The sequence below is a fragment of the uncultured Kriegella sp. genome (genome assembly GCF_963975415.1).
Taxonomy (GTDB): domain Bacteria; phylum Bacteroidota; class Bacteroidia; order Flavobacteriales; family Flavobacteriaceae; genus Kriegella.
Window position 1 is genome coordinate 302,770 of sequence record NZ_CAXBGN010000004.1, and the last position, 20,710, is coordinate 323,479.

General features: G+C 40.2%; 19 protein-coding genes. 15 read left to right on the plus strand and 4 right to left on the minus strand.

Annotated features, from left to right (window positions below):
* The first annotated feature begins 326 nt into the window (after positions 1-326).
* From AACZ88_RS10950 to AACZ88_RS11000, 11 genes are all read left to right on the plus strand, one after another.
* The gene (locus tag AACZ88_RS10950; RefSeq protein ID WP_339709882.1) at positions 327-1,205 is read left to right on the plus strand and encodes a bile acid:sodium symporter family protein; all 879 of its coding nucleotides are present in this window, start codon (positions 327-329) and stop codon (positions 1,203-1,205) included.
* A 194-nt stretch (positions 1,206-1,399) separates the two neighbouring features.
* Positions 1,400-2,569, plus strand: coding sequence for a Gfo/Idh/MocA family oxidoreductase (locus AACZ88_RS10955; RefSeq protein ID WP_339709885.1), 1,170 nt, complete (start codon positions 1,400-1,402; stop codon positions 2,567-2,569).
* A gap of 177 nt (positions 2,570-2,746) precedes the next feature.
* Positions 2,747-3,790 carry an alpha/beta hydrolase gene (locus AACZ88_RS10960; RefSeq protein WP_339709888.1) on the plus strand — a complete coding sequence of 348 codons (1,044 nt, stop codon included), beginning with the start codon at positions 2,747-2,749 and terminating at the stop codon, positions 3,788-3,790.
* A gap of 53 nt (positions 3,791-3,843) precedes the next feature.
* Entirely contained in the window at positions 3,844-4,476 is a 633-nt protein-coding gene (locus tag AACZ88_RS10965) for a DUF998 domain-containing protein (protein WP_339709891.1), read from the plus strand.
* Positions 4,477-4,591: 115 nt separating this feature from the next.
* The gene (locus tag AACZ88_RS10970) at positions 4,592-5,437 is read left to right on the plus strand and encodes an alpha/beta hydrolase (protein WP_339709893.1); all 846 of its coding nucleotides are present in this window, start codon (positions 4,592-4,594) and stop codon (positions 5,435-5,437) included.
* Positions 5,438-5,539: 102 nt separating this feature from the next.
* Entirely contained in the window at positions 5,540-6,112 is a 573-nt protein-coding gene (locus AACZ88_RS10975) for a DapH/DapD/GlmU-related protein (RefSeq protein ID WP_339709896.1), read from the plus strand.
* Between the two features lie 211 nt (positions 6,113-6,323).
* Positions 6,324-7,667 carry a Gfo/Idh/MocA family oxidoreductase gene (locus AACZ88_RS10980; RefSeq protein WP_339709898.1) on the plus strand — a complete coding sequence of 448 codons (1,344 nt, stop codon included), beginning with the start codon at positions 6,324-6,326 and terminating at the stop codon, positions 7,665-7,667.
* A 264-nt stretch (positions 7,668-7,931) separates the two neighbouring features.
* On the plus strand, positions 7,932-8,750 hold the full coding sequence (gene panB, locus AACZ88_RS10985) for a 3-methyl-2-oxobutanoate hydroxymethyltransferase (protein ID WP_339709900.1): 819 nt from the start codon (positions 7,932-7,934) through the stop codon (positions 8,748-8,750).
* 66 nt (positions 8,751-8,816) lie between these two features.
* Positions 8,817-9,275, plus strand: a complete 459-nt coding sequence (gene lspA, locus AACZ88_RS10990; RefSeq protein ID WP_339709903.1) for a signal peptidase II — start codon at positions 8,817-8,819, stop codon at positions 9,273-9,275.
* Positions 9,275-9,973, plus strand: a complete 699-nt coding sequence (locus AACZ88_RS10995) for an RNA pseudouridine synthase (RefSeq protein WP_339709905.1) — start codon at positions 9,275-9,277, stop codon at positions 9,971-9,973. The genes lspA and AACZ88_RS10995 overlap by 1 nt, the downstream gene beginning before the upstream one ends.
* A 38-nt stretch (positions 9,974-10,011) precedes the next feature.
* Complete coding sequence (locus AACZ88_RS11000) at positions 10,012-10,539, plus strand: DUF4252 domain-containing protein (RefSeq protein WP_339709907.1); 528 nt, start codon at positions 10,012-10,014, stop codon at positions 10,537-10,539.
* Positions 10,540-10,547: 8 nt separating this feature from the next.
* On the opposite strand, the gene AACZ88_RS11005 is transcribed toward AACZ88_RS11000, so the two are convergent.
* Entirely contained in the window at positions 10,548-11,408 is an 861-nt protein-coding gene (locus AACZ88_RS11005; protein ID WP_339709909.1) for a DMT family transporter, read from the minus strand.
* Between the two features lie 9 nt (positions 11,409-11,417).
* Complete coding sequence (locus AACZ88_RS11010; RefSeq protein WP_339709912.1) at positions 11,418-12,962, minus strand: hypothetical protein; 1,545 nt, start codon at positions 12,960-12,962, stop codon at positions 11,418-11,420.
* 147 nt (positions 12,963-13,109) lie between these two features.
* Between AACZ88_RS11010 and AACZ88_RS11015 the strand changes: the two genes are divergently transcribed.
* From AACZ88_RS11015 to pheT, 3 genes are all read left to right on the plus strand, one after another.
* Complete coding sequence (locus tag AACZ88_RS11015; protein ID WP_339709914.1) at positions 13,110-14,282, plus strand: 2-isopropylmalate synthase; 1,173 nt, start codon at positions 13,110-13,112, stop codon at positions 14,280-14,282.
* On the plus strand, positions 14,283-15,401 hold the full coding sequence (leuB, locus tag AACZ88_RS11020) for a 3-isopropylmalate dehydrogenase (protein WP_339709916.1): 1,119 nt from the start codon (positions 14,283-14,285) through the stop codon (positions 15,399-15,401). It begins immediately after the preceding gene.
* Between the two features lie 266 nt (positions 15,402-15,667).
* Entirely contained in the window at positions 15,668-18,097 is a 2,430-nt protein-coding gene (gene pheT / locus AACZ88_RS11025) for a phenylalanine--tRNA ligase subunit beta (RefSeq protein WP_339709918.1), read from the plus strand.
* A 2-nt stretch (positions 18,098-18,099) separates the two neighbouring features.
* Here pheT and AACZ88_RS11030 read toward each other — a convergent pair whose 3' ends face one another.
* A complete protein-coding gene (locus tag AACZ88_RS11030; protein ID WP_339709920.1) occupies positions 18,100-18,627 on the minus strand; it encodes a fasciclin domain-containing protein in 528 nt (175 codons plus the stop codon).
* Positions 18,628-18,843: 216 nt separating this feature from the next.
* Here AACZ88_RS11030 and AACZ88_RS11035 point away from each other — a divergent pair, with 216 nt between their 5' ends.
* Positions 18,844-19,563, plus strand: coding sequence for a hypothetical protein (locus tag AACZ88_RS11035; protein WP_339709922.1), 720 nt, complete (start codon positions 18,844-18,846; stop codon positions 19,561-19,563).
* A gap of 16 nt (positions 19,564-19,579) precedes the next feature.
* Here AACZ88_RS11035 and AACZ88_RS11040 read toward each other — a convergent pair whose 3' ends face one another.
* A complete protein-coding gene (locus AACZ88_RS11040; protein ID WP_339709925.1) occupies positions 19,580-20,710 on the minus strand; it encodes a hypothetical protein in 1,131 nt (376 codons plus the stop codon).

Genomic DNA, 20,710 nt, shown 5'->3' on the forward strand with positions numbered 1-20,710 from the left:
CTTAATAGATAAAATAGATTGATCTTTGTCCTACAGTCCACTAACCCATTCTATTCAGAAAACAATAGCAGATCATTCTTTGTAAAAGTAGTGATTTGTCGGAATTTAAGAAATGAAAAAAACCTCAAAGATGCTGTCATGAAGTCCGTTGAAAGAACTTTCTTAATAAAAAAAAGATCCATTTGAATAACGCTACCCGCCAATGCTTCTTGCTTTGATATAAAACAAATCACAAGTCAAGTTCCTTTCCGTATAAAATATAAAATCACTATTTTCAAGGATTAAACTTAAGTGAATCGACCAACTTTAACAAACAAACCAACCTTATGATTGCGACACTTTTAACCAAGGTATTTTTGCCACTATCGCTTGCCATAATCATGCTGGGCATGGGTATGACTTTAATTCCTGCAGATTTTACGAGAATCGTAACCTATCCGAAAGCTGTTCTGATCGGTTTGACCAATCAACTTATATTACTCCCCCTTATCGGATTTTCGTTGGCCATTGCTTTTGATTTAGACCCAACAATGGCCGTCGGCATCATGATTCTGAGCTGTTGCCCCGGAGGCCCCACCAGCAACCTTATTACTCAAATCTGTAATGGAAACATTGCCCTTTCGGTAACCCTGACCGCTATTGCCAGTTTCGCCAGCATTATTACGATACCTTTTGTGCTGGCAATGGCTCTTGACTATTTTGGGTCGGGTTCCGACATTGTAATTGAACTACCCGTTTTAGATACCATACTTCAAATAGTGGTGATTACGGTAATTCCCATTTCCATCGGAATGCTCATTCGCAAATACAAACCAAATTTTGCCAAACGAATGGAAAAACCGATGCGCACTGCCTCCACGGTAATATTTATTTTGGTTTTTATCGCGGTATTGGCGGCTAATTTAGAGTTGTTGGGCAATGCTATGAAAAGCGTCGGCCTAGTCACATTGCTTTTAAATATAGGTACCATGGGCCTAGGCTATTTAACCGCAAGGCTCTTTAAGCTAAAACTAAAAAATGCGATATCAATAAGTGTCGAAAGCGGCATTCAAAATGGAACCTTGGCCTTCGTTATCGCGACCACCATATTGAATAATGTAGAAATGGGAATTCCTACTGTCGCCTATGCCATATGGATGTTTTTAACGGGGGGTATCTTAATGTGGAAACTGAGTAAAAGAAAAAATATTCAGTTAGCGGAATAGCTCGATTGCGAAACGCAAACTTTAAGCAAATGATTCATAGGCAAGAAGCGCGCTAACACATCGATAACGCCAACAGCTGTATCTCTATAGCACGGAATGGCATCGAGTTTTCAGTGCTATGTCTGATAGGTTTGGTATATTCAACCCGAAACTGCCAAAAAATAAATAGTCACATTAAAAACAAAAAGCAATACATGAAGGCCAATAGACGTAATTTTATAAAGAAATCTTTCTCCACAGCAGCGGGTATGACAGCGGCCACTATGCTCCCCGCGAGTTTATTCGGCCATGACCTTCACCATACTTCACGGCCCGAAGAGATCATCTTAAACCCAGGAAGAATACCGAAACCCAAAGAATCGATCCGGTTTTCAGTAATTGGTTTAAATCATGGCCATATCTACGGTATGACCCAGACATTGATCGCAGGTGGTGGGAAACTGGTGGCTGTATATGCCAAAGAACCCGATTTGTTAGCGAACTTCACAAAGCGCTTTCCTAATGTAAAGGTGGCGAAAAGCGAAACCGAAATTATTGAGGATAACTCCATTCAAATGGTAGCCAGTGCGTCAATTCCGATCGAGCGGGCACCCTTGGGTATTCGCGTCATGCAGTCGGGCAAAGACTTTATGAGCGACAAACCTGGTATTCTCACCTTTGAACAATTTGAGAAAGTAAAAAAAGTGCAGAAGGAAACGAAACGCATTTATTCGATTATGTATAGTGAGCGTTTGGGGAATCCGGCGTCGGTAAAAGCAGGAGAGCTGGTACAAGCGGGTGCCATCGGAAAGATCGTTCAGACCATTGGTCTGGGGCCGCACCGAATGCGACCTGAAACACGTGCAGATTGGTTTTTCGACCCAAAAAAAGCAGGAGGCATACTTTGCGATATCGGCTCGCACCAAAGTGATCAATTTCTGTATTATACCAACTCTAAAGAAGCCAGTGTCAATTTTTCCCAAACAGGAAATTTCAGCACTACGGAATATCCCGATTATCGCGATTTTGGCGATATGAGTCTACGAAGCGCCCACGCAACGGGCTATGTGCGTATCGATTGGTTTACACCTGAGGGTTTAGACACTTGGGGCGACGGTAGAACCTTCATTTTAGGAACAGAGGGCTATATTGAAATGCGAAAATACATAGACATTGAAGGTCGTGAAGGCGGCAATCATTTGTTTCTTGTCACCCAAAAGGAAACCAAATATTACAACTGTTCGAACATACACATGCCGTATGGCCAACAATTGGTCAGTGATGTAGTCAATCGAACGGAAACCGCAATGTCACAGGCACACTGTTTTCTTGCTACGGAATTGGCTTTGGCTGCTCAAGAAAATGCATTTCAATTGAACGTTTGACACCCATGAAAAGGAAAATATACCAAACAAGGAGAAATAGTACAATGGCTCCCCTTCTCTAGGGTGCACCATAACTTTTAGCATTTAGGCCATTGAACTTTTAATTATATTTGATATAATCACTTTAAAATAAGATTATTTTCTCAGCTACTATTGATCGGACTTCAATCTCGCCTAATGATAAGACACTCGGCCACCTTTCTGTTTGTTTTTGTTGGTGTTGTTTCCATGCTGGCACAACCCCGATCGATCAATGAAGAAAAATTTGTTGAAATCGGCGGAATAGAGCAGTGGGTCACAATTAAAGGGGATGATATTAGCAAACCTGCGGTTCTACTGCTTCATGGCGGACCCGGAAATGCTATTAGCGCTTATGCCGATACGGTTTACAGTTCTTGGAAAAAAGATTTTATTCTAGTGAATTGGGACCAAAGGGGCGCTGCAAGAACCTATGGCCGCAATGCTCCTGCTGAAGTGACCGAAGACTTTTACATTGAAAACCCTATTACGGTAGCGGAAATGACAGCCGATGCAATCGCACTTACCGAATACCTTACGAAGCACCTTGAGAAACAAAAGATCACCATTATCGGAACATCATGGGGTTCAATTCTTGGCGTTACCATGGCATCGCAACGCCCTGATCTTTATGATGCCTATATTGGAAATTCCCAATTCGTAAGCTTCCCTGGCAATCTCACAAACGCCTATCGGAGTGCCTACCAAATGGCCAAGAGCGGTAAAGATACCTTGACCATGAAAACATTAAGAACATTGGGCCGCCCCCCTTATGGTAATGCCAGACATTCGGGACAGTTGCTCCGCATTGTAAAAAAATATGAACGTAAAAACTCGATTGCTCCACCCGATACATGGTCGAAACCGGCGCCGCCATACGACAATGAAATCGACTCAAAAAATAGATATGATGGTGACGATTACTCGTTTATAAACGCTGTGGGCCATAAAGCGCTTGGGATAAAGCCAATGTTAGCTGAAATTGATTTAACCAAGAATAACCTCGAATTCAAGATTCCCGTTTATTTTGTTCAAGGGGAAGAAGACATATTGACGTCAAAGGAAGTCACCAAACCATATTTTGATAAAATCAAGGCAACAAAAAAGGAGTATTTTTTATTACCGAATGCAGGTCATGGCCAAAATCAAGCCGTTGTTGCCAAAGAACACGAAATTTTGAAAAGTATCCATTCCAAGAAATAAACCATAAATGTACGATAGCGGCCTTGTCGTACGGTAGTTCAAAACGACAAATGATGGAAAAAAACAAAATCCGGTATTTAGGCTTAGGCGGAATTGTGGGTCCCGTTCTTTTTAGCGCCTCAGTTGTAATAACGGCCGGTGTTAGAACCGACTACAGCCATATAACGCATTTTATAAGTGAGCTTGGGGCTACTGGAACACCTACCGAAGAATGGATGAATTTTGTTGGTTTTGTTCCTTCCGGTATTTTGATCGTGCTTTTTGCGATCGCACTGCTTACCTTTTCGAAAAAGAAGCCAATGGCTGTTATCGGTTCGGTTTTCATGATGCTGTTTGGCGCCGGAATGGCCATAGCCGGTCTGTTTTCATGTGATCAGGGGTGTATACCGAACGGTTCGCTCGAATCACTTATACATGATCGCGTATCTGCCGTTACCTTTATATCGGCCATAGCAGGAATTCTATTATCTGGATTTTCGTTCAACAAACTTTCCTTTTTTAGAAAGTTTTGGGGCTTCTCCCTTTTTACCGGTTTGGTTTCCATTGTGCTTTTGGCCATTATGATCAATTCTTTTGAATCTAGAAACTTAACAGGGTTATGGCAACGGTTGCTCCTCCTTTTCCTGTTTTTATGGACTTCAAGAATCGGAATCCATATCTTTAAAAATACGGAGCAAATTAGCTGACCAAACGACAGCAAACCTTTTTCATATCCACCACCGGAAATTATAGTCCAAATTAGGTATACCTTTTTCTAAATTTATACATTTGAAGTATAGGAATGACAGCTAAAAAAAAATAATGATAAAAAACCATCTCACCGCTCTACTATTTTCATTGATCTTTAGTTCATCCATTTGTTCGGCCCAAGAACAAGTTCTCTACAAAAAAATCGACACAACCTACCTCTTTTTGGAAGTTTACAAACCCCCTCATTTTGACACCTCAAAAAAATATCCGGCATTGATATTTTTCTTCGGTGGAGGTTGGAACGGAGGAAGCAGGTCTCAATTTTTAGAACATGCCAAATATTTTTCCAAAAGGGGCCTTGTCTGCTTTCTTGCTGATTATAGAACTGCAAGCAAAAACAAAACCACTCCGTTCGCGGCTCTTGAAGATGCGAATTCCGCTATGAGATTCGTTCGAAAAAGCGCTAAGAAGTTTGGTGTAGACCCTGATAAAATTATAGCTTCCGGGGGTTCCGCCGGCGGCCATCTTGCAGCTGCCACGGCACTAACAAAAGAATATAATGCCCCTACAGATGATTTATCCATCGATTGTATTCCAAATGCTTTGGTACTTTTTAATCCGGTTATCGACAATGGCCCTGGCGGTTATGGTTACGAGAGAATCGGAAATGCATATAAAAGCTTTTCCCCCCTCCACAATATCGAAAAAGGGGCGCCACCGACCATTGTATTTTTAGGAACCGAAGATGCCTTGATTCCCGTGGTAACCGCCCAATATTACCAAACCGTGATGGAAAAAGTAGGCAGCACCTGTAAATTGGAGCTATACGAAGGCCAGAGTCATGGGTTTTTCAATTATAGGAATCGCGCATATTTTAATAAAACCGTTCTTGCAGCTGATGCGTTTCTACAAGAGCTCGGTTATTTGACCGAAACACCCAAAGTAAATATCAATTAACCGATTTTATTCAATTCTATCTGTGTAAGTGTCAAGAACAGCGGTATTAAAAATTAGTTTGTCAAGATGATAGCCATTACAAAGTTTTTTTCAAGCTTTCCGATGAACATAGAAACACTGGAACAGAGAAACCCTTGGGAAATCATCTGCGATGTTAAAAGCCTTATTGAGAAGGCAATGACCGAATTAGACGATAATTATACTATTGATGGCGGTATCGCCATTCATAAAACGGCGATTATAGAGGCTGGTGTAACGCTAAAAGCACCGGCAATTATTAACGAAAATTGTTTTATTGGTGCCCATGCTTATTTTAGGGAGGGCGTATTTTTAGACAAAAATGTAAAAATAGGCCCGGGATGCGAAATAAAAGGCACCATTATCTGCTCCCATACCGCAATAGCACACTTTAACTACGTTGGAAACAGCATTATCGGGCAGCACGTGAATTTTGAAGCGGGAGCAATAGCAGCGAACCACTATAATGAACGTAAATCAAAAGAAATACGGGTAAAATTCAAGGGAAAAATCATCAATACCGGCGTATCAAAATTTGGTGCTTTGGTAGGCGATGGTTCTAAAATAGGCGCAAATGCCGTTTTATCTCCAGGAACATTGCTCGAAAAAAATACTATCGTAAAAAGACTTGAATTGGTAGAACAAGCCAAAGAGTAGTCGTAGTTTACAAAAAACTTCGTGGTCTGTTGATTACATTTTCCTTATTCATTTTACCAAAGCCTATAAAAATAGTACATTAGACACCTGAATTGCACCAAGAACCTCTTGGTTATAGAGCATGGTCCGATTCGTTAAGTAGGTGAACTTACTAATAATTAGAGCGTTCACTTTTTCTAAGATAACTATTAAATAAAAAAATTAAACACCTATGGAGAACCATAATGCCAATCGAAGGGATTTTGTTAAGAAGAGTAGTTTAGGATTATTAGGAGTTGCTTTAGCACCCTCCTTAATTGGTAAAATTGGTACTAACGGCCGCTTAAGAACCGCACATATCGGTGTAGCTGGTATGGGAATGGCCGACCTTAAGGCGATTTCTTCACATGAACTGGTCGATGTAGTTGCGCTTTGCGATGTCGATTCGAACAATTTGGCAGCTGCAAAAAAGCTACATCCCAACGCAAAAGGGTTTGTCGATTACAGAAAGCTTTTTGAAGAAATAGGAGATGATATCGATGCAGTAATCGTATCGACCCCCGACCATACCCACGCACCGGCTTCGATGATGGCCATGAATATGAATAAACCGGTATACTGTCAAAAACCGCTAACGCATCACGTGTCGGAAGCTCGGGCAATGCGGAAGTTGGCGGAACAAAAAAACTTGGTGACCCAAATGGGCATACAAGTGCATTCTTTTTATGATTACAAGCTTGCTACTTTATTGATTCAATCCGGAATAATCGGGAAGGTCAATTGTGTGCGTGCCTGGTCTCCAAAAAACTGGGGATATGATGGTCCGATTCCTGAAGGTAGCGATGCTGTACCGGAAACACTTGATTGGAACCTTTGGCAAGGAACGGCTGCTGAAAGACCTTATAAAGAAGGATTCTACCATCCTGGAAATTGGAGAAAACTTGTTGATTATGGTTGTGGCACGCTTGGCGATATGGGCGTACATATTTTCGACACGCCGTATAACGCCTTGCAATTAGACGTTCCAAGAACCATTAAGAACAAATGTAGAAAACCGAACGGGTTTGGTTTTCCAGAGCATAATACGGTCACTTATGAATTCCCTCAAACCCCCTACACCACCGAAACCCTGAAATGGGTATGGTACGATGGCAAAGGAGCCCCCAAAATGCATAAAGACCTTAAATTACCTAATAAAGAAAAATTACCCTTGCAGGGAGCCATGTTTATTGGAGAAAAAGGCAGATTGCTTTTACCACATTTTCAAGAACTACCTAGATTGATCGTCGATGGGGAGTACAAGGAAATGGATATCGAATCGTTTAACTTGGGGGCCCCGGTAAGGGATTATGATTCCGAAGGAAAGAAGCACTACCATCAATTTGTAGATGCGTGTTTGGGCAAAGACGAATGCAGCGCACCATTTTCCTATGCCGCCAAATTAACAGAAACCATTTTATTGGGTGTTATAGCGGGACGTTTTCCGAACAAGACTTTGAATTGGGACGCTAACACGGCTCAGTTTGCCGAAGATGAAGCAAACGCCCTTTTAGATTCGACCTATCGTAAGTTTTAAATATCGGGGCAAAAGGTTCGCTCTTTTAGCCACGACACCGATGTTTTACCAAAAGTTTTGACTATTAGGATTTTTTCCTGATTTTACATAAAAATTTCGCCCTAACCAAAAAAGGTTGGGGCGTAGTTTTTTATCTCCATTCCTGTTTTCAAAAGGAAAAACTTAGGCTGCCCAATTCTAAAATCCATCGTTTTAAAGTGCTTCGTACTCAAACTGTAATCCCTAAAACAAAATCATTACATTTATCCCTCCAAAACCATATAAATGTCAACTGCTAAAAAAGAATATAAAAGAGTCACGGTCAAATCACTTGTGGATATGAAAAAGAACGGGGAGAAAATCTCTATGCTCACCGCTTACGATTATTCCATGGCAAAAATTGTAGATGCCGCCAACGTTGATGTAATTCTTGTGGGCGATTCTGCAAGTAACGTTATGGCCGGACATGAGACGACCTTGCCCATTACCTTAGATCAAATGATTTATCACGCCTCTTCCGTAATACGTGCCATTGAAAGGGCCTTGGTCGTTGTCGATATTCCCTTTGGCAGCTATCAAAGTGATCCTAAAGAAGCCCTACGCTCAGCAATTCGTATCATGAAAGAAAGTGGTGCCCATGCCGTCAAATTGGAAGGTGGCATTGAAATCAAAGAATCCGTGAAGCGTATATTAAATGCAGGCATACCCGTAATGGGGCATTTAGGCCTTACCCCGCAGTCGATTTATAAATTTGGTACGTACACCGTTCGCGCCAAAGAAGACCAAGAAGCGGAAAAATTACTTGAGGATGCCAAATTATTGGAAAAGTTAGGTTGTTTCGGAATCGTACTCGAAAAAATTCCTGCGGCTTTGACCAAAAAAGTATCCGATGGCATTTCGATACCGACCATAGGTATCGGAGCCGGTAAACACGCCGACGGTCAAGTACTGGTCATTCATGATCTCTTAGGCATGACACACGAATTCAATCCTAGATTTTTGCGGCGGTATATGAGTCTATACGAAGAGATGGGGCAAGCTATATCGCATTACGTTACCGATGTTAAAAGTCGGGACTTCCCCAGTGACGAAGAACAATATTAAAGTAAAAGGGGTTTGTCTGTAAAAAACAGTCCACATAAATATACATTCACAAAACTCGGCATTGTTATGTTGGTGCTATTGAACATCGGTTGTGATCAAGTGACCAAAGAAGTGGTTCGAAATACTATAGCGCCCATGGAATACATCGCCTTCTTGAATGATCGTTTTATTCTTACAAATGTAGAAAACACAGGAGCTATGCTCGGCTTTGGGGAAAACCTCTCTCCTATTTTAAAAAGGATACTACTACAAGGGCTTCCCATTATTGTACTGCTCATACTTTTGTTCAGGATCTTAAAAAAACCAAATATAGACCGTTGGCTTACCTTGGCATTTGCCTTTGTAATCGGGGGTGGAATCGGCAACTTAATAGATCGTGTAGCCCATGGGTCGGTCACTGATTTTTTCCAAATCAAATGGGGGTTTTTCAAAACGGGCATCTTTAATATGGCCGATGTTTCGGTAAGTTTAGGGATACTTATTATAATTTTTATGAGCTTTAGACAGCAAAAACCGGCACTTTAATGGCTTCTAAGATCATTTCAACCCCGCAGAATCTTCAGATTGTTTATGAAGACAACCATCTCATCGCAATCAATAAGCGACCAGGTGACATTGTTCAAGGTGATAAAACAGGAGATACCCCCCTAAGTGAAGTGGTCAAGGCCTATATCAAGAAAAAGTACCGCAAACCTGGGAATGTATACCTGGGGGTCGCCCATCGTTTGGACAGGCCCACCTCAGGTCTCGTTGTGTTTGCCAAGACCTCTAAGGCTCTTCCCCGTCTCAACAAATTATTTGCAGATAAAGAAGCTAAAAAAACATATTGGGCCGTTGTCAAGATAAAACCAAAAAAGGAAAGTGCAGAATTGACACATTGGTTAAAGCGTAATACAAAGCAAAATAAATCTTATGCTCACCACAAACAGGTTTCCGAGAGCAAACGCGCTGTTTTAGATTATAAGATTACAAAGAAGTTGAATAATTATTTTTTGTTGGAAATCAATTTACAAACGGGTCGCCACCATCAAATAAGAGCACAATTGAACGCCATTGGTTGCCCCATTAAAGGAGACCTCAAATACGGCTTCGATCGAAGCAACAAAGACGGTAGCATTCATTTACATGCCAGAAGTCTATCATTTATTCATCCGGTAAAAAAAGAGCTGCTTCAACTACTAGCCCCAACACCAGATGAGAAGATCTGGAACGCTTGTTGCTAGTTTTTCGTTACATTTAGTAACTTAAAAGATACACGACCATGATCAAAAAAGCATTATTTCTGTTTGGCTGTTTTCTTCTTACCTCCTGCGGGAGCTACAATTCGATAGACAACTTTTATAATGCCCACAAAAACGACAATCAAGTAACGGCTGTTCGGGTACCGCGATTCATGTTAACGTTGCTTAGTGGTATTTCCCCAGAAATGCAATCCCTTATCGGAAACACCAAAGATTTGCGCTTTATGCAATTCCCAAGTACCACTGCGGCCCGAACTGATTTTTTGAACAAGCAGATGAACGGTATTACGGGAAACTCGTTTATCGAAGTATACCGTAAAAATGACGATTTGAAACGAAACGTAGTTTCCATTCGCGAAAAGCGAAATGCAGTTAAAGAGATACTGATCTACAATAACAACAATATCAATGGTTCTTTTCTTTACTTCAATGGAAATTTCGATCCTATAAAGGTTAGGGAAATGGCCCGAAGCGATGAATTTCAAAAATTAGGCACCGGACTTATCAATCAGTATAATATGGGTTCGTCAAACGAAAGAAACGAGTAATAAGAAATTTACTTGTACGATCTGAAACTTTCGATAACTACGGAAGTTAAAATTAGAACACCTCCAAAAACTGTACTCCAAGATGGAATTTCAGACAGGAAAAAAGCACCGATCAAAATACCATATACTGGTTGAACACTACTAAGAATGCTCACGGTAGTGACCGAAAAATGTTTAAAGCAATTTAAAAACAGGGTGTGACCTATGGCCGTAGTTATCAGACCGAGCGCTACCAGGCCTTGCCATTGTGTAATGATAACCTCAAAATCGGTAAAATAGAGTGCTGGAAACAATAGACAACCCGCAATCGCCGATTGATAGCACATTAACATTGACCCATTGTAAGTACTCACCTTGGTCTTCAATATAATATTGCGCAGTGCATAGGCAAGGGCCGACAGAAGTCCCATCAAGACCGCAAGGGTATATGAACTATCCATATTGAAATCAGGAGCCAAAAAATAAATCCCGAAGAGCACCAAGAATCCTAAAAACCAATGAATCATTTGCAATTTGGTTTTTAGCATCAGCGGCTCCAAAAAGGACGTAATAACCGGGTAAGTAAATAAGGCAAGCATTCCAATAGCCACGTTTGACCATTTAAGGGCATAAAAATAGAACAACCAGTGCAACGCAATTAAAAGTCCGCTCAATATCACAGGGAGTCTATCTTTACTTGATACTTTTAAAGATATACCCTTCCATTTGCAATATAAAAACAAGAAAAAAAAGGCCAAAATAGCTCGAATCGCAATGATGACCGGTACCGGTAAATCAACATATCGCCCCAAAGCACCAGAGGTACTTATGAAAACCATGGCAATGTTCAGTTCCAGTAAATAGGATAAGTGACCGTTGGAGTTTTTCAAAAAATTCGTTTATCGTATAACGGCCATAGCCTTTTCGCGTATAATCTGCGCAACAGGTTTATCCTGCAAATGACTTTCAAGCCATGAAATGATATCCAAATACAGAAATGCCCGCTTTTCATACGGGTGATGCTCATATTTCTTGAGTTCGGTATAAAGCTTCTGAAACTCTCCTCTCAATTCGTGAGGATAGATATTGGCCAAGTTTCTTAAAAATTTAATCATCTCTTTCTGAACAGCATGTAAATCGTTCATTTTCAATAAAAACTTGTAGGTGCTTTTTAGCTGTACTTCCAAATGGTAATCCATACCGGCCTCATAATGAGCCACCAGGCTTAAAACACGGGCAAAGCACATCAGGTCTTCCCGCATTTTGAGGTTTCTGTTATTAATGATTCGCTTTAAATATTGGATGCATGTTTTGTTATCTCCGATACCAAAATAAAGACAAGCAATTTTATAATACAAAAGCATTACATGATGCGCATCGATCCTATCTTTATGTTTATTGATGCCATATTCGATAATTTTGACCAAATATATACCCTTGTCGAAAGTTCCCTCAAGAAAGTGAAGGTTCAATTTATTGGCATTCATATATAGAAAAGAAAGCGAAGCGATATTGTCGTTCTTTGGAAAATCTTTACTCTCTACAATTTGCTCGAAGGCATCTAATGTTTGCTTGAACTGTGAGCTATATCTAACATAAAGCAAAGATTCCAACAAATAATGATTCCCCTTTAAAAAGAATACAGGATTCAAATAAATCATCTCTTTATGGCTGTAGAACAAATCGACCCATTTACTGGCATACTTATAGCTCGACAGAAAATCCTGTACTAAAAAACTATACCACAAATGGGCCTTATACAGCCACAATTTTTCCCGAAACCCTAAATCGTCAATGTTATATTTGGGAAGATGTTTCTCAAAATAAAGTTTTACCTTCTTGTAATCTTCGTCACTGCGTACATAGCCCACTTTTAACATCATACCATACAGTTGCAATGAAATATTCGACAACTTGCTGGTCATTACATTTTGTGCCGAAAGTTCTTTTGCCTGAATTGCCAATTCGTCGGCCCTATCAGGAATACTTCTAGTTATGTATTGGGTTTCAATAATTTTTTCAAGTTCGACAATCTCATAGGCAATGTTTTTCTCTTCGTTCTCTATGGCCGTCGATTTCACCTTGTCTAAAATTTTTAAACTCTGCCTATAAAGACCTTTTTGATATAAAATGGTGGCGAAATCGAGTTGTTCCCGAATTTGAACCCGTATGTTTTGATTTACAGGATTCAATCGTAGACTGACCAGAATTTGTTTATACAAGTGTGCCTTTAAATTAGACAACTGGGCTTTTTTTACGATACCACTTGCCAAAATAACCTTTTCGTCGTAGGTCCTAATTTTATCCAATAGGTTAAACAATCCCAGAAATTTGGCATCTGCATTCACTCCCAATCTTCCCACATAGAGCTTGAACTGTCGTTTCTCTGATTTAGAAAGCGATTTTACCAGTACAAACAATGCGTCTCTATGACCATTTGTCATCGTAAAAAATATAGTTTAAATATTTGTATATCAATTATTTACATTACCAAAAAAGTATGTCAACGTTGTAAATACAACTGCATAACTTAGTTCGTTAGCGGTATTGGCCATATATTCGTATAGGCTAGCTAAAACTACGTAAATATAATGAGTAAAGATAAGGTACAAATTTTTGACACTACATTGAGAGATGGCGAACAGGTTCCAGGCTGTAAGTTGGATACCAAACAGAAATTGGTCATTGCCGAACGCCTCGACAATTTAGGAGTTGATGTAATAGAAGCGGGCTTCCCGATATCTAGTCCGGGGGATTTTAATTCTGTGGAGGAGATTTCGAAGATTGTCAAAAACGCAACAGTCTGTGGATTGACACGAGCCGTAAAAAAAGACATTGAAGTGGCCGCCGCGGCCCTGAAACATGCAAAAACACCGAGAATACATACAGGAATCGGCACTTCCGATTCCCACATCCTACATAAATTCAAGTCTGATAGAAATGCGATAATCGAAAGGGCCATTGATGCTGTAAGTTACGCAAAGACTTTTGTAGAAGATGTAGAATTCTATGCCGAGGATGCCGGAAGAACAGATAATGAGTTTTTGGCAAGGGTGTGTGAAGCCGTTGTTAAAGCGGGTGCCACGGTATTGAACATTCCTGATACAACTGGGTATTGCCTACCCGAAGAGTACGGCGCCAAAATAAAATATCTAAAAGAGAATGTCAAGGGAATACATAAAGCTATTCTTTCGTGCCATTGTCATAATGATCTTGGATTGGCCACGGCAAATTCAATTGCGGGCGTAATCAACGGTGCGCGACAGATAGAGTGCACCATAAACGGCATTGGAGAGCGTGCCGGAAACACTTCTTTGGAAGAAGTCGTGATGATCTTAAGGCAGCACCCAAATTTGAACCTTGATACGAATATCAACAGCAAATTACTCTATAGCACAAGCCAAATGGTCTCACAAAAAATGGGTATGATGGTGCAACCCAATAAAGCGATTGTCGGTGCCAACGCCTTTGCCCATAGTTCTGGCATCCACCAAGATGGGGTTATCAAAAATAGAGAGACCTATGAAATAATAGATCCTGAAGATGTCGGTGTCAATGAATCTTCCATTGTACTTACAGCACGAAGTGGAAGAGCCGCATTGGCCTACCGTGCGAAAAAAGTAGGTTACGAACTTACCAAAGTACAATTGGATGTGGTTTATAAAGAGTTTTTAAAATTTGCCGATCGCAAGAAAGAAGTTTTAGACGAAGACATTCAAGAAATTGTCGACGCAAGCAATTTGAACATAGAAAGCCTTACCTAGATGCATTTAAAGATTGCCGTCTTAGGCGGGGATGGAATCGGCCCCGAAGTTTTAAAACAGTCGGTTAAATGCCTACAAGCGGTAGCGGAAACGTTTGGTCATGATTTCACATATACCGAAGGTTTGGTCGGTGCGGCGGCCATGAAAGAAACCGGCAACCCCTTGCCTGATGCAACTCTTGAACTATGTAAAAAATCAGATGCTATATTATTCGGTGCGATAGGTGCTCTGGAATATGACAACGACCCAAATGCAAGGGTACGACCAGAACAGGGTTTGTTAAAACTTCGAAAGGAGTTAGATTTGTTCGCCAACATTAGGCCGGTAAAGGTGTTTCCGATTTTAGCTCCAAAATCACCATTAAAGGAAGACATTATCAAAGGCACCGATTTTGTCATCTATCGCGAGCTTCTTGGCGGTATCTATTTTAACGAAAAAAAATTGAGTGAAGACGGTACAAAAGCCTCTGACCTCTGCGAATACACAGAGGGTGAAATAAGCCGTATCGCCCATTTGGCATTTAAGGCCGCGAAAAGACGAAGAAAAAAACTCACTTTGGTCGACAAAGCAAATGTTTTGGAAACCTCTCGTTTGTGGCGAAGAGTAGTGACCAACATTGGAGAGAGCTACCCTGAAGTAGCATTGAATTGCCTATTCATCGATAATGCCGCCATTCAGATTATTTTAGACCCCCGTCAATTCGACGTAATCTTGACCGAAAATATGTTCGGAGATGTTTTAAACGATCAAGGTAGTGTGGTTTTAGGATCAATCGGACTTCTACCTTCGGCGTCGGTAGGAACAAAAAATGCCATGTTCGAACCTGTTCATGGGTCTTACCCTCAGGCAAAGGGCAAGAATATTGCTAATCCAGTAGCATCTATTTTAAGTGTGGCAATGCTCTTACAGCATTTTGGCCTGTACGAAGAAGCAAATGCAGTGGTAGCGGCAATCCTGAAGTCCTTCCTGAAAAATATTGTGACTTCCGATGTTATGGGTAGCAGCAAATATGGCACCAATTATGTCGGTGATTTTATTGCCGAGAACATTGTAGATTCTGACGACAACCTTACCATGAACGATGAAAATATTTGGTTGGGAAAATCTACAATTATTTAACACCCTACTTCTAATTTCTTCTATGATAAAGGCGAATTTTCAGCGCACGAGCGTCGTATGAAAGTTCATTTATAGCATCACCTATTAAAGTCTGCTTCGAGCAAAATAGGTTGCCCCTACATCTTTGAAGTTCTCCAAAACATAAATAGTGGTTAAAACGAAAGCCTGAACACGACCTAAAAAAGTTGTGTTATATAATAAAACAAGCGATCTATATTGAATGTCTTATGGCATTGTTTTATCTTTACGGGCTATAAAATCGATCAATGAACATTTCATACAACTGGCTAAAACAGTTCTTAAAGATAGATTGGAAATCTCAAAAAACCGCCGAACTATTGACCGACCTCGGACTCGAAGTAGAAGGTATTAACACCTACGAATCTATAAAAGGAGGGCTCCAAGGCGTAGTTATTGGGCATGTTATTGAATGTGAAAAGCACCCGAATGCTGATCGTCTCAAACTTACCAAGGTCGATATTGGAACTGACTATCCTCTTCAAATCGTGTGTGGTGCACCAAACGTCGCCATAGGCCAGAAAGTGCCCGTAGCCGGTATCGGAACAACACTTTACACCAAAGACGGAGAGCCTTGGACACTGAAAAAGGGGAAGATTCGAGGAGAAGAAAGTCAAGGTATGATATGTGCCGAAGATGAATTGGGGTTGGGTGAAAGCCATGACGGCATTATGGTTCTTGATGACACCTTAGAGTCAGGAACACCTTTATCTGAAGTCTTCGAAACTGAAATCGATGAAGTTTTTGAAATAGGACTTACTCCCAACCGTGCCGATGCCATGAGTCATTTCGGAGTTGCGAGAGACTTGAAAGCAGGATTGAAGCAACGAGAAATTGAGAAAGAACTTATTACACCGTCAACAAGTCACTTTAACGTAGATAACCGATCGCTGAAAATAAACGTGGAGGTCGAGAACAGTGAACTGGCACCTCGATATTGTGGTATCACATTGAGTGAACTTGTGGTACAACCATCTCCCACATGGTTGCAAAATCGCCTAAAAGCCATTGGCCTCACCCCCATCAATAATATCGTAGATGCCACCAATTATGTGCTACATGAAATGGGGCAACCCCTACATGCCTTTGATGCCGACAGAATATACGGTAAAAAGGTGGTCATCAAAACTGTTGCCAAAGGCACTAAGTTTATGACCCTTGATGGTGAAGAACGTGAGCTGCACGAAGAAGACTTGATGATATGCGATGGCGAAAAACCGATGTGTATTGCAGGGGTTTTCGGGGGAATCAATACCGGCGTCACCCAGAATACAACCTCTATATTTTTAGAAAGCGCCTATTTTAATCCTGTAGCAATTCGGAAAACTGCCAAGCGTCATGGATTGAATACCGATGCATCTTTTAGGTTCGAGAGGGGCATTGACATCGAAAATGTTGAATATAGCCTAAAAAGGGCGGCGTTGCTTATCAAGGAAATTGCAGGAGGTAGTATCACTTCTGATATCATTGATTTATATCCCAAAAGAACAGAAGACCTCGGTGTCTTTTTAACTTTTGATAAAATTGACAAGTTGATTGGGCAAAAAATTCCGCAAGATACCATAAAATCAATTTTGGCATCTTTAGACATTAAGGTGAAAAATGTTACCGAGACCGGACTTGGTCTTAGTATTCCCTCTTATCGCGTCGATGTACAAAGAGAAGTTGATGTTATAGAAGAAATTTTACGGGTATACGGTTATAATAATATTGCTTTTAAGACGAAATTGAATGCCTCAATAGCCAAGACATCTAAATTCGAGGACCATAAGTTGCAAAACCAAATTGGTAGCATGTTGGCGGCCCAGGGGTTTTTCGAAATAATGACAAATAGTCTTACATCATCTGAATACCCCAACTACGTTTCCGATATAGACAAGAATCAAACTATTACGATGTTGAATCCGTTAAGCGCTGAACTTTCTGTGCTACGTCAATCGTTGCTTTTTTCAGGGTTGGAAACCATATCTCACAATGTTAATAGGAGAAAAACCAATTTACAGTTTTTTGAATTTGGAAAAACTTACCACCAAAACGAAAAGGCCCGTTTAGAACTTAAACACCTGGCCCTCTATGTAACCGGCAACAAAAATGGTGGCGGAAATTGGTCTACCCCTATACAGAAAACAGATTTTTATTTTCTGAAGTCTATCGTCGAAAATGTTCTGGCCCGATTGGGACTCAGGGATTTTGACCAACAAGCCATAGACAATGCTGTATTTTCTGAAGGCCTATCATTGGCACACCATGAAAAAGAATTGGTAACATTCGGCATTGTCAAGACCGCTATTTTAAAGAAATTCGACATAAAACAAGAAGTACTCTATGCCGATTTCAATTGGGACAATGTGGTTTCATTGCTAAATAAAACCGAAATTATCTTTAAAGAAATTCCCAAATACCAAGAGGTCAAAAGAGACTTCGCCCTATTATTAGACAATGAGGCGACTTTTAAGCAAGTACAGGAGCTAGGTTATAATACAGAAAAAAAGCTGCTAAAGGCGATACAACTTTTTGACGTTTACACTGGTGATAAGCTTCCTAGCGGTAAAAAATCGTATGCCGTAAGCTTTACAATTCTTGACGACAAAAGAACCCTGACCGATACGCAAATTGATAAAATCATGAATAAATTGCGTAAGAAATACGAAATGGAACTAGGGGCCGAGTTGCGCTAAAATTAGATTTTTTTAGGTAAGATAACACCATCAATTTCATGAATAACTCCATTCGATTGATTTGCATCGGCGCTAACTATTTTTGCAGTGTTTCCGCTGCCATCGGTTAATACGATGTCTAAACCGTTCATAGTTGCCATAATTTCATCACCCTGCACCGTAGTAAAACTTGCCTTTCCCTTACCACTGCATAATGCCTGTAGTATTTTGGAAGCGGTGAGATTTCCGGCCACTATATGATAAGCCATCAAATCTTGAAGATCCTTTTTGTTTTCAGATTTTAAAAGTTCTGTCATCTTTGAACTTGTAATCTTTTTTTCAAATGCTAGGTCAGATGGGGCAAAAACTGTAAAAGGACCGTTTTCATTGAGAATTACATCTAAATCGGAAGCTTTCATGACGGCCGATAATGTTTTATAGTTATCGGAGCTTTCCGTATTTTCCAAAATCGAATGATTAGGATCCATTGAACTTTCTTGCGCGACCGAAATGGTCGTGATTAAAAGGAATATAAAAAATATAGCGCGCATTTGATGTTTTGTTGTTAAAGTCATTACTGCCCGCTGCTGATCGACGAAAGACAGTAAACTATCGACAAGATACAACAATAATCAATTTCGGGTCACTTCCCCAGAAAAACACCACCACCAATTAACACTTAATTAACATTTTGTTGGGTTTTTTCAGAAATCGTTTGCCCATGAAATTGTTTAAATTTGAAATAACAAGCAAAAGGAAACAGCGATATGCGGTTAAAAAGAACGAATATTGAAGAAAAGCTTTCGCAAGCCAAAACCCGATCGGGCAATCCTAATGAAATTCTGCAAGAGGTCTATCGTATTTTACAGGAAGATGAAGAAAAAGAGTCCCAGATTAGGAAAAATCTGAAAGCTTCCAAAAAAGTAATGTCGAACCGATTCAATGTCAATTTACTAGAAACGGGTAAGATTTATCATATCAGTCAGATTAAGGAAATCTGTATCAATTACCGCTTACGGTTTCTTGATACCCGACATTTCAAGGGAGATATACCCATGGAGGCAATTTCTAAAATTAAGCATCTGGAAAAAACGCACAATACCGAACTTCAAGGTCTTAAAATAATTGCACCTTCCAAGCTTTTTAAACTAAAAGACAAAGACGACCCTTTGTTATTTGCCCCAATAGGCAATGGTTATTATTACTTGTTGCACAAGTGGGGAAACGACTTACACCCGCTCCGTAAATTGTTCATGTGGCCGTTCAAAAGTATCATTAACTTGACACTCGTAGTGCTCTTAGCGAGCTATTTCTTGAGCCTCTTGATTCCTCAAGGGTTATTTTCAAGAACGAACAACAGTGCGCAGTTCTTGATTATCTATTTCTTTGTTTTTAAATCGATTGCTGCAGTGGTTATTTTCTACGGAGTTGCACATGGGAAAAATTTTAACCCGGCTATATGGAGCAATAAATACTTAAAATGCTAATAGTTTTAAAAGGCCTCTACTTAAAATAAATGGCATAAGGAACCCCATCAAGATCTATATTATCTATAAATTCTGGCTCGGGAGCTACCTTTATTCGCAAAAGTCCGCCCTTGCCAGCACCAGTAGCCTTACTGTACCCCACCAATAATAGATTGTTGTTATCATCATAGCTCACCATGGTAGTGTTTGCAATTTCATATTCAAACTGCAGTTGTGCCTCGGTCAAGAAATTCTCATAGTAGTACAAATAAACCGTCCTTTTTCCAAAATCATAAATTGCAGGTATACTCGGAAATATGCCGTCAGTAGTAGGACGTCCATAATACAAGATTCCTTTTGAGTTAAAAAAAGTAGCGTTAGATGTTGCAAAGTTCGGCTCTTTCCCCTCTTCGTAGTTCACATAATTCAAAGCTAACGTTTTGCTGTTCAATAGTGTATGAAGACTATCGTAAGCGATAATTATATCATCATCGACATTTACGAATAATTGTCGGGCATCATAACCTAAATTCTTCTCATTGATTACAGTATTCGATGTAGCATCAATAGTCACAAGGCCATTCTCATTCGTCTCCTTTTCATCAAAAGTAAGTACGAACACCCGGTTATTTGCAAACACCATCTGAAGTGGTTTCTTGTGCAATTCAATATCAACAAAATTTTCTTCTTCTAAAGTCAGATCGATAGCTCTAACAAAATAGGTTTTATCCTTGGAGTTGACTTCAACTACATAGGATAAATAAACCATATTCGAGGCATATGCAAGACTGGTTACCGTCAATGTATTACAATCTGCAATATCAGTAAAAACAGTAATCTCATTCGCCAGGTCTTCGTTAAAGTCATGAAGCGTCACTTTTCCACTGCAGTCTGTTTGTTCGTGATAAAACCCTAAGACATCGTCATTTCGATAGGTCAGTTCAGGCACGGCAACATCAACAAATGCATCGGTTTCTGCTGAATTAATTGCTAGTATATCGGCACCGGCACTGAGGTGATGGGAAGACCATATGCCATTGAGGTTCAATATCAAATTATAATCTGATTGAACAGTTTTTTCTTCTTCGACTCCAGAGGCATCGTCAGATGTATTACAACCAACGACCACCAACGCCAATACGGCGCAAATCATGCTGTAGGTTTTCAT

Coding starts and splice junctions, on each gene's coding strand:
- AACZ88_RS10950 (WP_339709882.1), top strand. CDS start 327: ATGATTGCGACACTTTTAACCAAGGTATTTTTGCCACTATCGCTTGCC.
- AACZ88_RS10955 (WP_339709885.1), top strand. CDS start 1,400: ATGAAGGCCAATAGACGTAATTTTATAAAGAAATCTTTCTCCACAGCA.
- AACZ88_RS10960 (WP_339709888.1), top strand. CDS start 2,747: ATGATAAGACACTCGGCCACCTTTCTGTTTGTTTTTGTTGGTGTTGTT.
- AACZ88_RS10965 (WP_339709891.1), top strand. CDS start 3,844: ATGGAAAAAAACAAAATCCGGTATTTAGGCTTAGGCGGAATTGTGGGT.
- AACZ88_RS10970 (WP_339709893.1), top strand. CDS start 4,592: ATGATAAAAAACCATCTCACCGCTCTACTATTTTCATTGATCTTTAGT.
- AACZ88_RS10975 (WP_339709896.1), top strand. CDS start 5,540: ATGAACATAGAAACACTGGAACAGAGAAACCCTTGGGAAATCATCTGC.
- AACZ88_RS10980 (WP_339709898.1), top strand. CDS start 6,324: ATGGAGAACCATAATGCCAATCGAAGGGATTTTGTTAAGAAGAGTAGT.
- panB (WP_339709900.1), top strand. CDS start 7,932: ATGTCAACTGCTAAAAAAGAATATAAAAGAGTCACGGTCAAATCACTT.
- lspA (WP_339709903.1), top strand. CDS start 8,817: ATGTTGGTGCTATTGAACATCGGTTGTGATCAAGTGACCAAAGAAGTG.
- AACZ88_RS10995 (WP_339709905.1), top strand. CDS start 9,275: ATGGCTTCTAAGATCATTTCAACCCCGCAGAATCTTCAGATTGTTTAT.
- AACZ88_RS11000 (WP_339709907.1), top strand. CDS start 10,012: ATGATCAAAAAAGCATTATTTCTGTTTGGCTGTTTTCTTCTTACCTCC.
- AACZ88_RS11010 (WP_339709912.1), bottom strand. CDS start 12,962: ATGACAAATGGTCATAGAGACGCATTGTTTGTACTGGTAAAATCGCTT.
- AACZ88_RS11015 (WP_339709914.1), top strand. CDS start 13,110: ATGAGTAAAGATAAGGTACAAATTTTTGACACTACATTGAGAGATGGC.
- leuB (WP_339709916.1), top strand. CDS start 14,283: ATGCATTTAAAGATTGCCGTCTTAGGCGGGGATGGAATCGGCCCCGAA.
- pheT (WP_339709918.1), top strand. CDS start 15,668: ATGAACATTTCATACAACTGGCTAAAACAGTTCTTAAAGATAGATTGG.
- AACZ88_RS11030 (WP_339709920.1), bottom strand. CDS start 18,627: ATGCGCGCTATATTTTTTATATTCCTTTTAATCACGACCATTTCGGTC.
- AACZ88_RS11035 (WP_339709922.1), top strand. CDS start 18,844: ATGCGGTTAAAAAGAACGAATATTGAAGAAAAGCTTTCGCAAGCCAAA.
- AACZ88_RS11040 (WP_339709925.1), bottom strand. CDS start 20,710: ATGAAAACCTACAGCATGATTTGCGCCGTATTGGCGTTGGTGGTCGTT.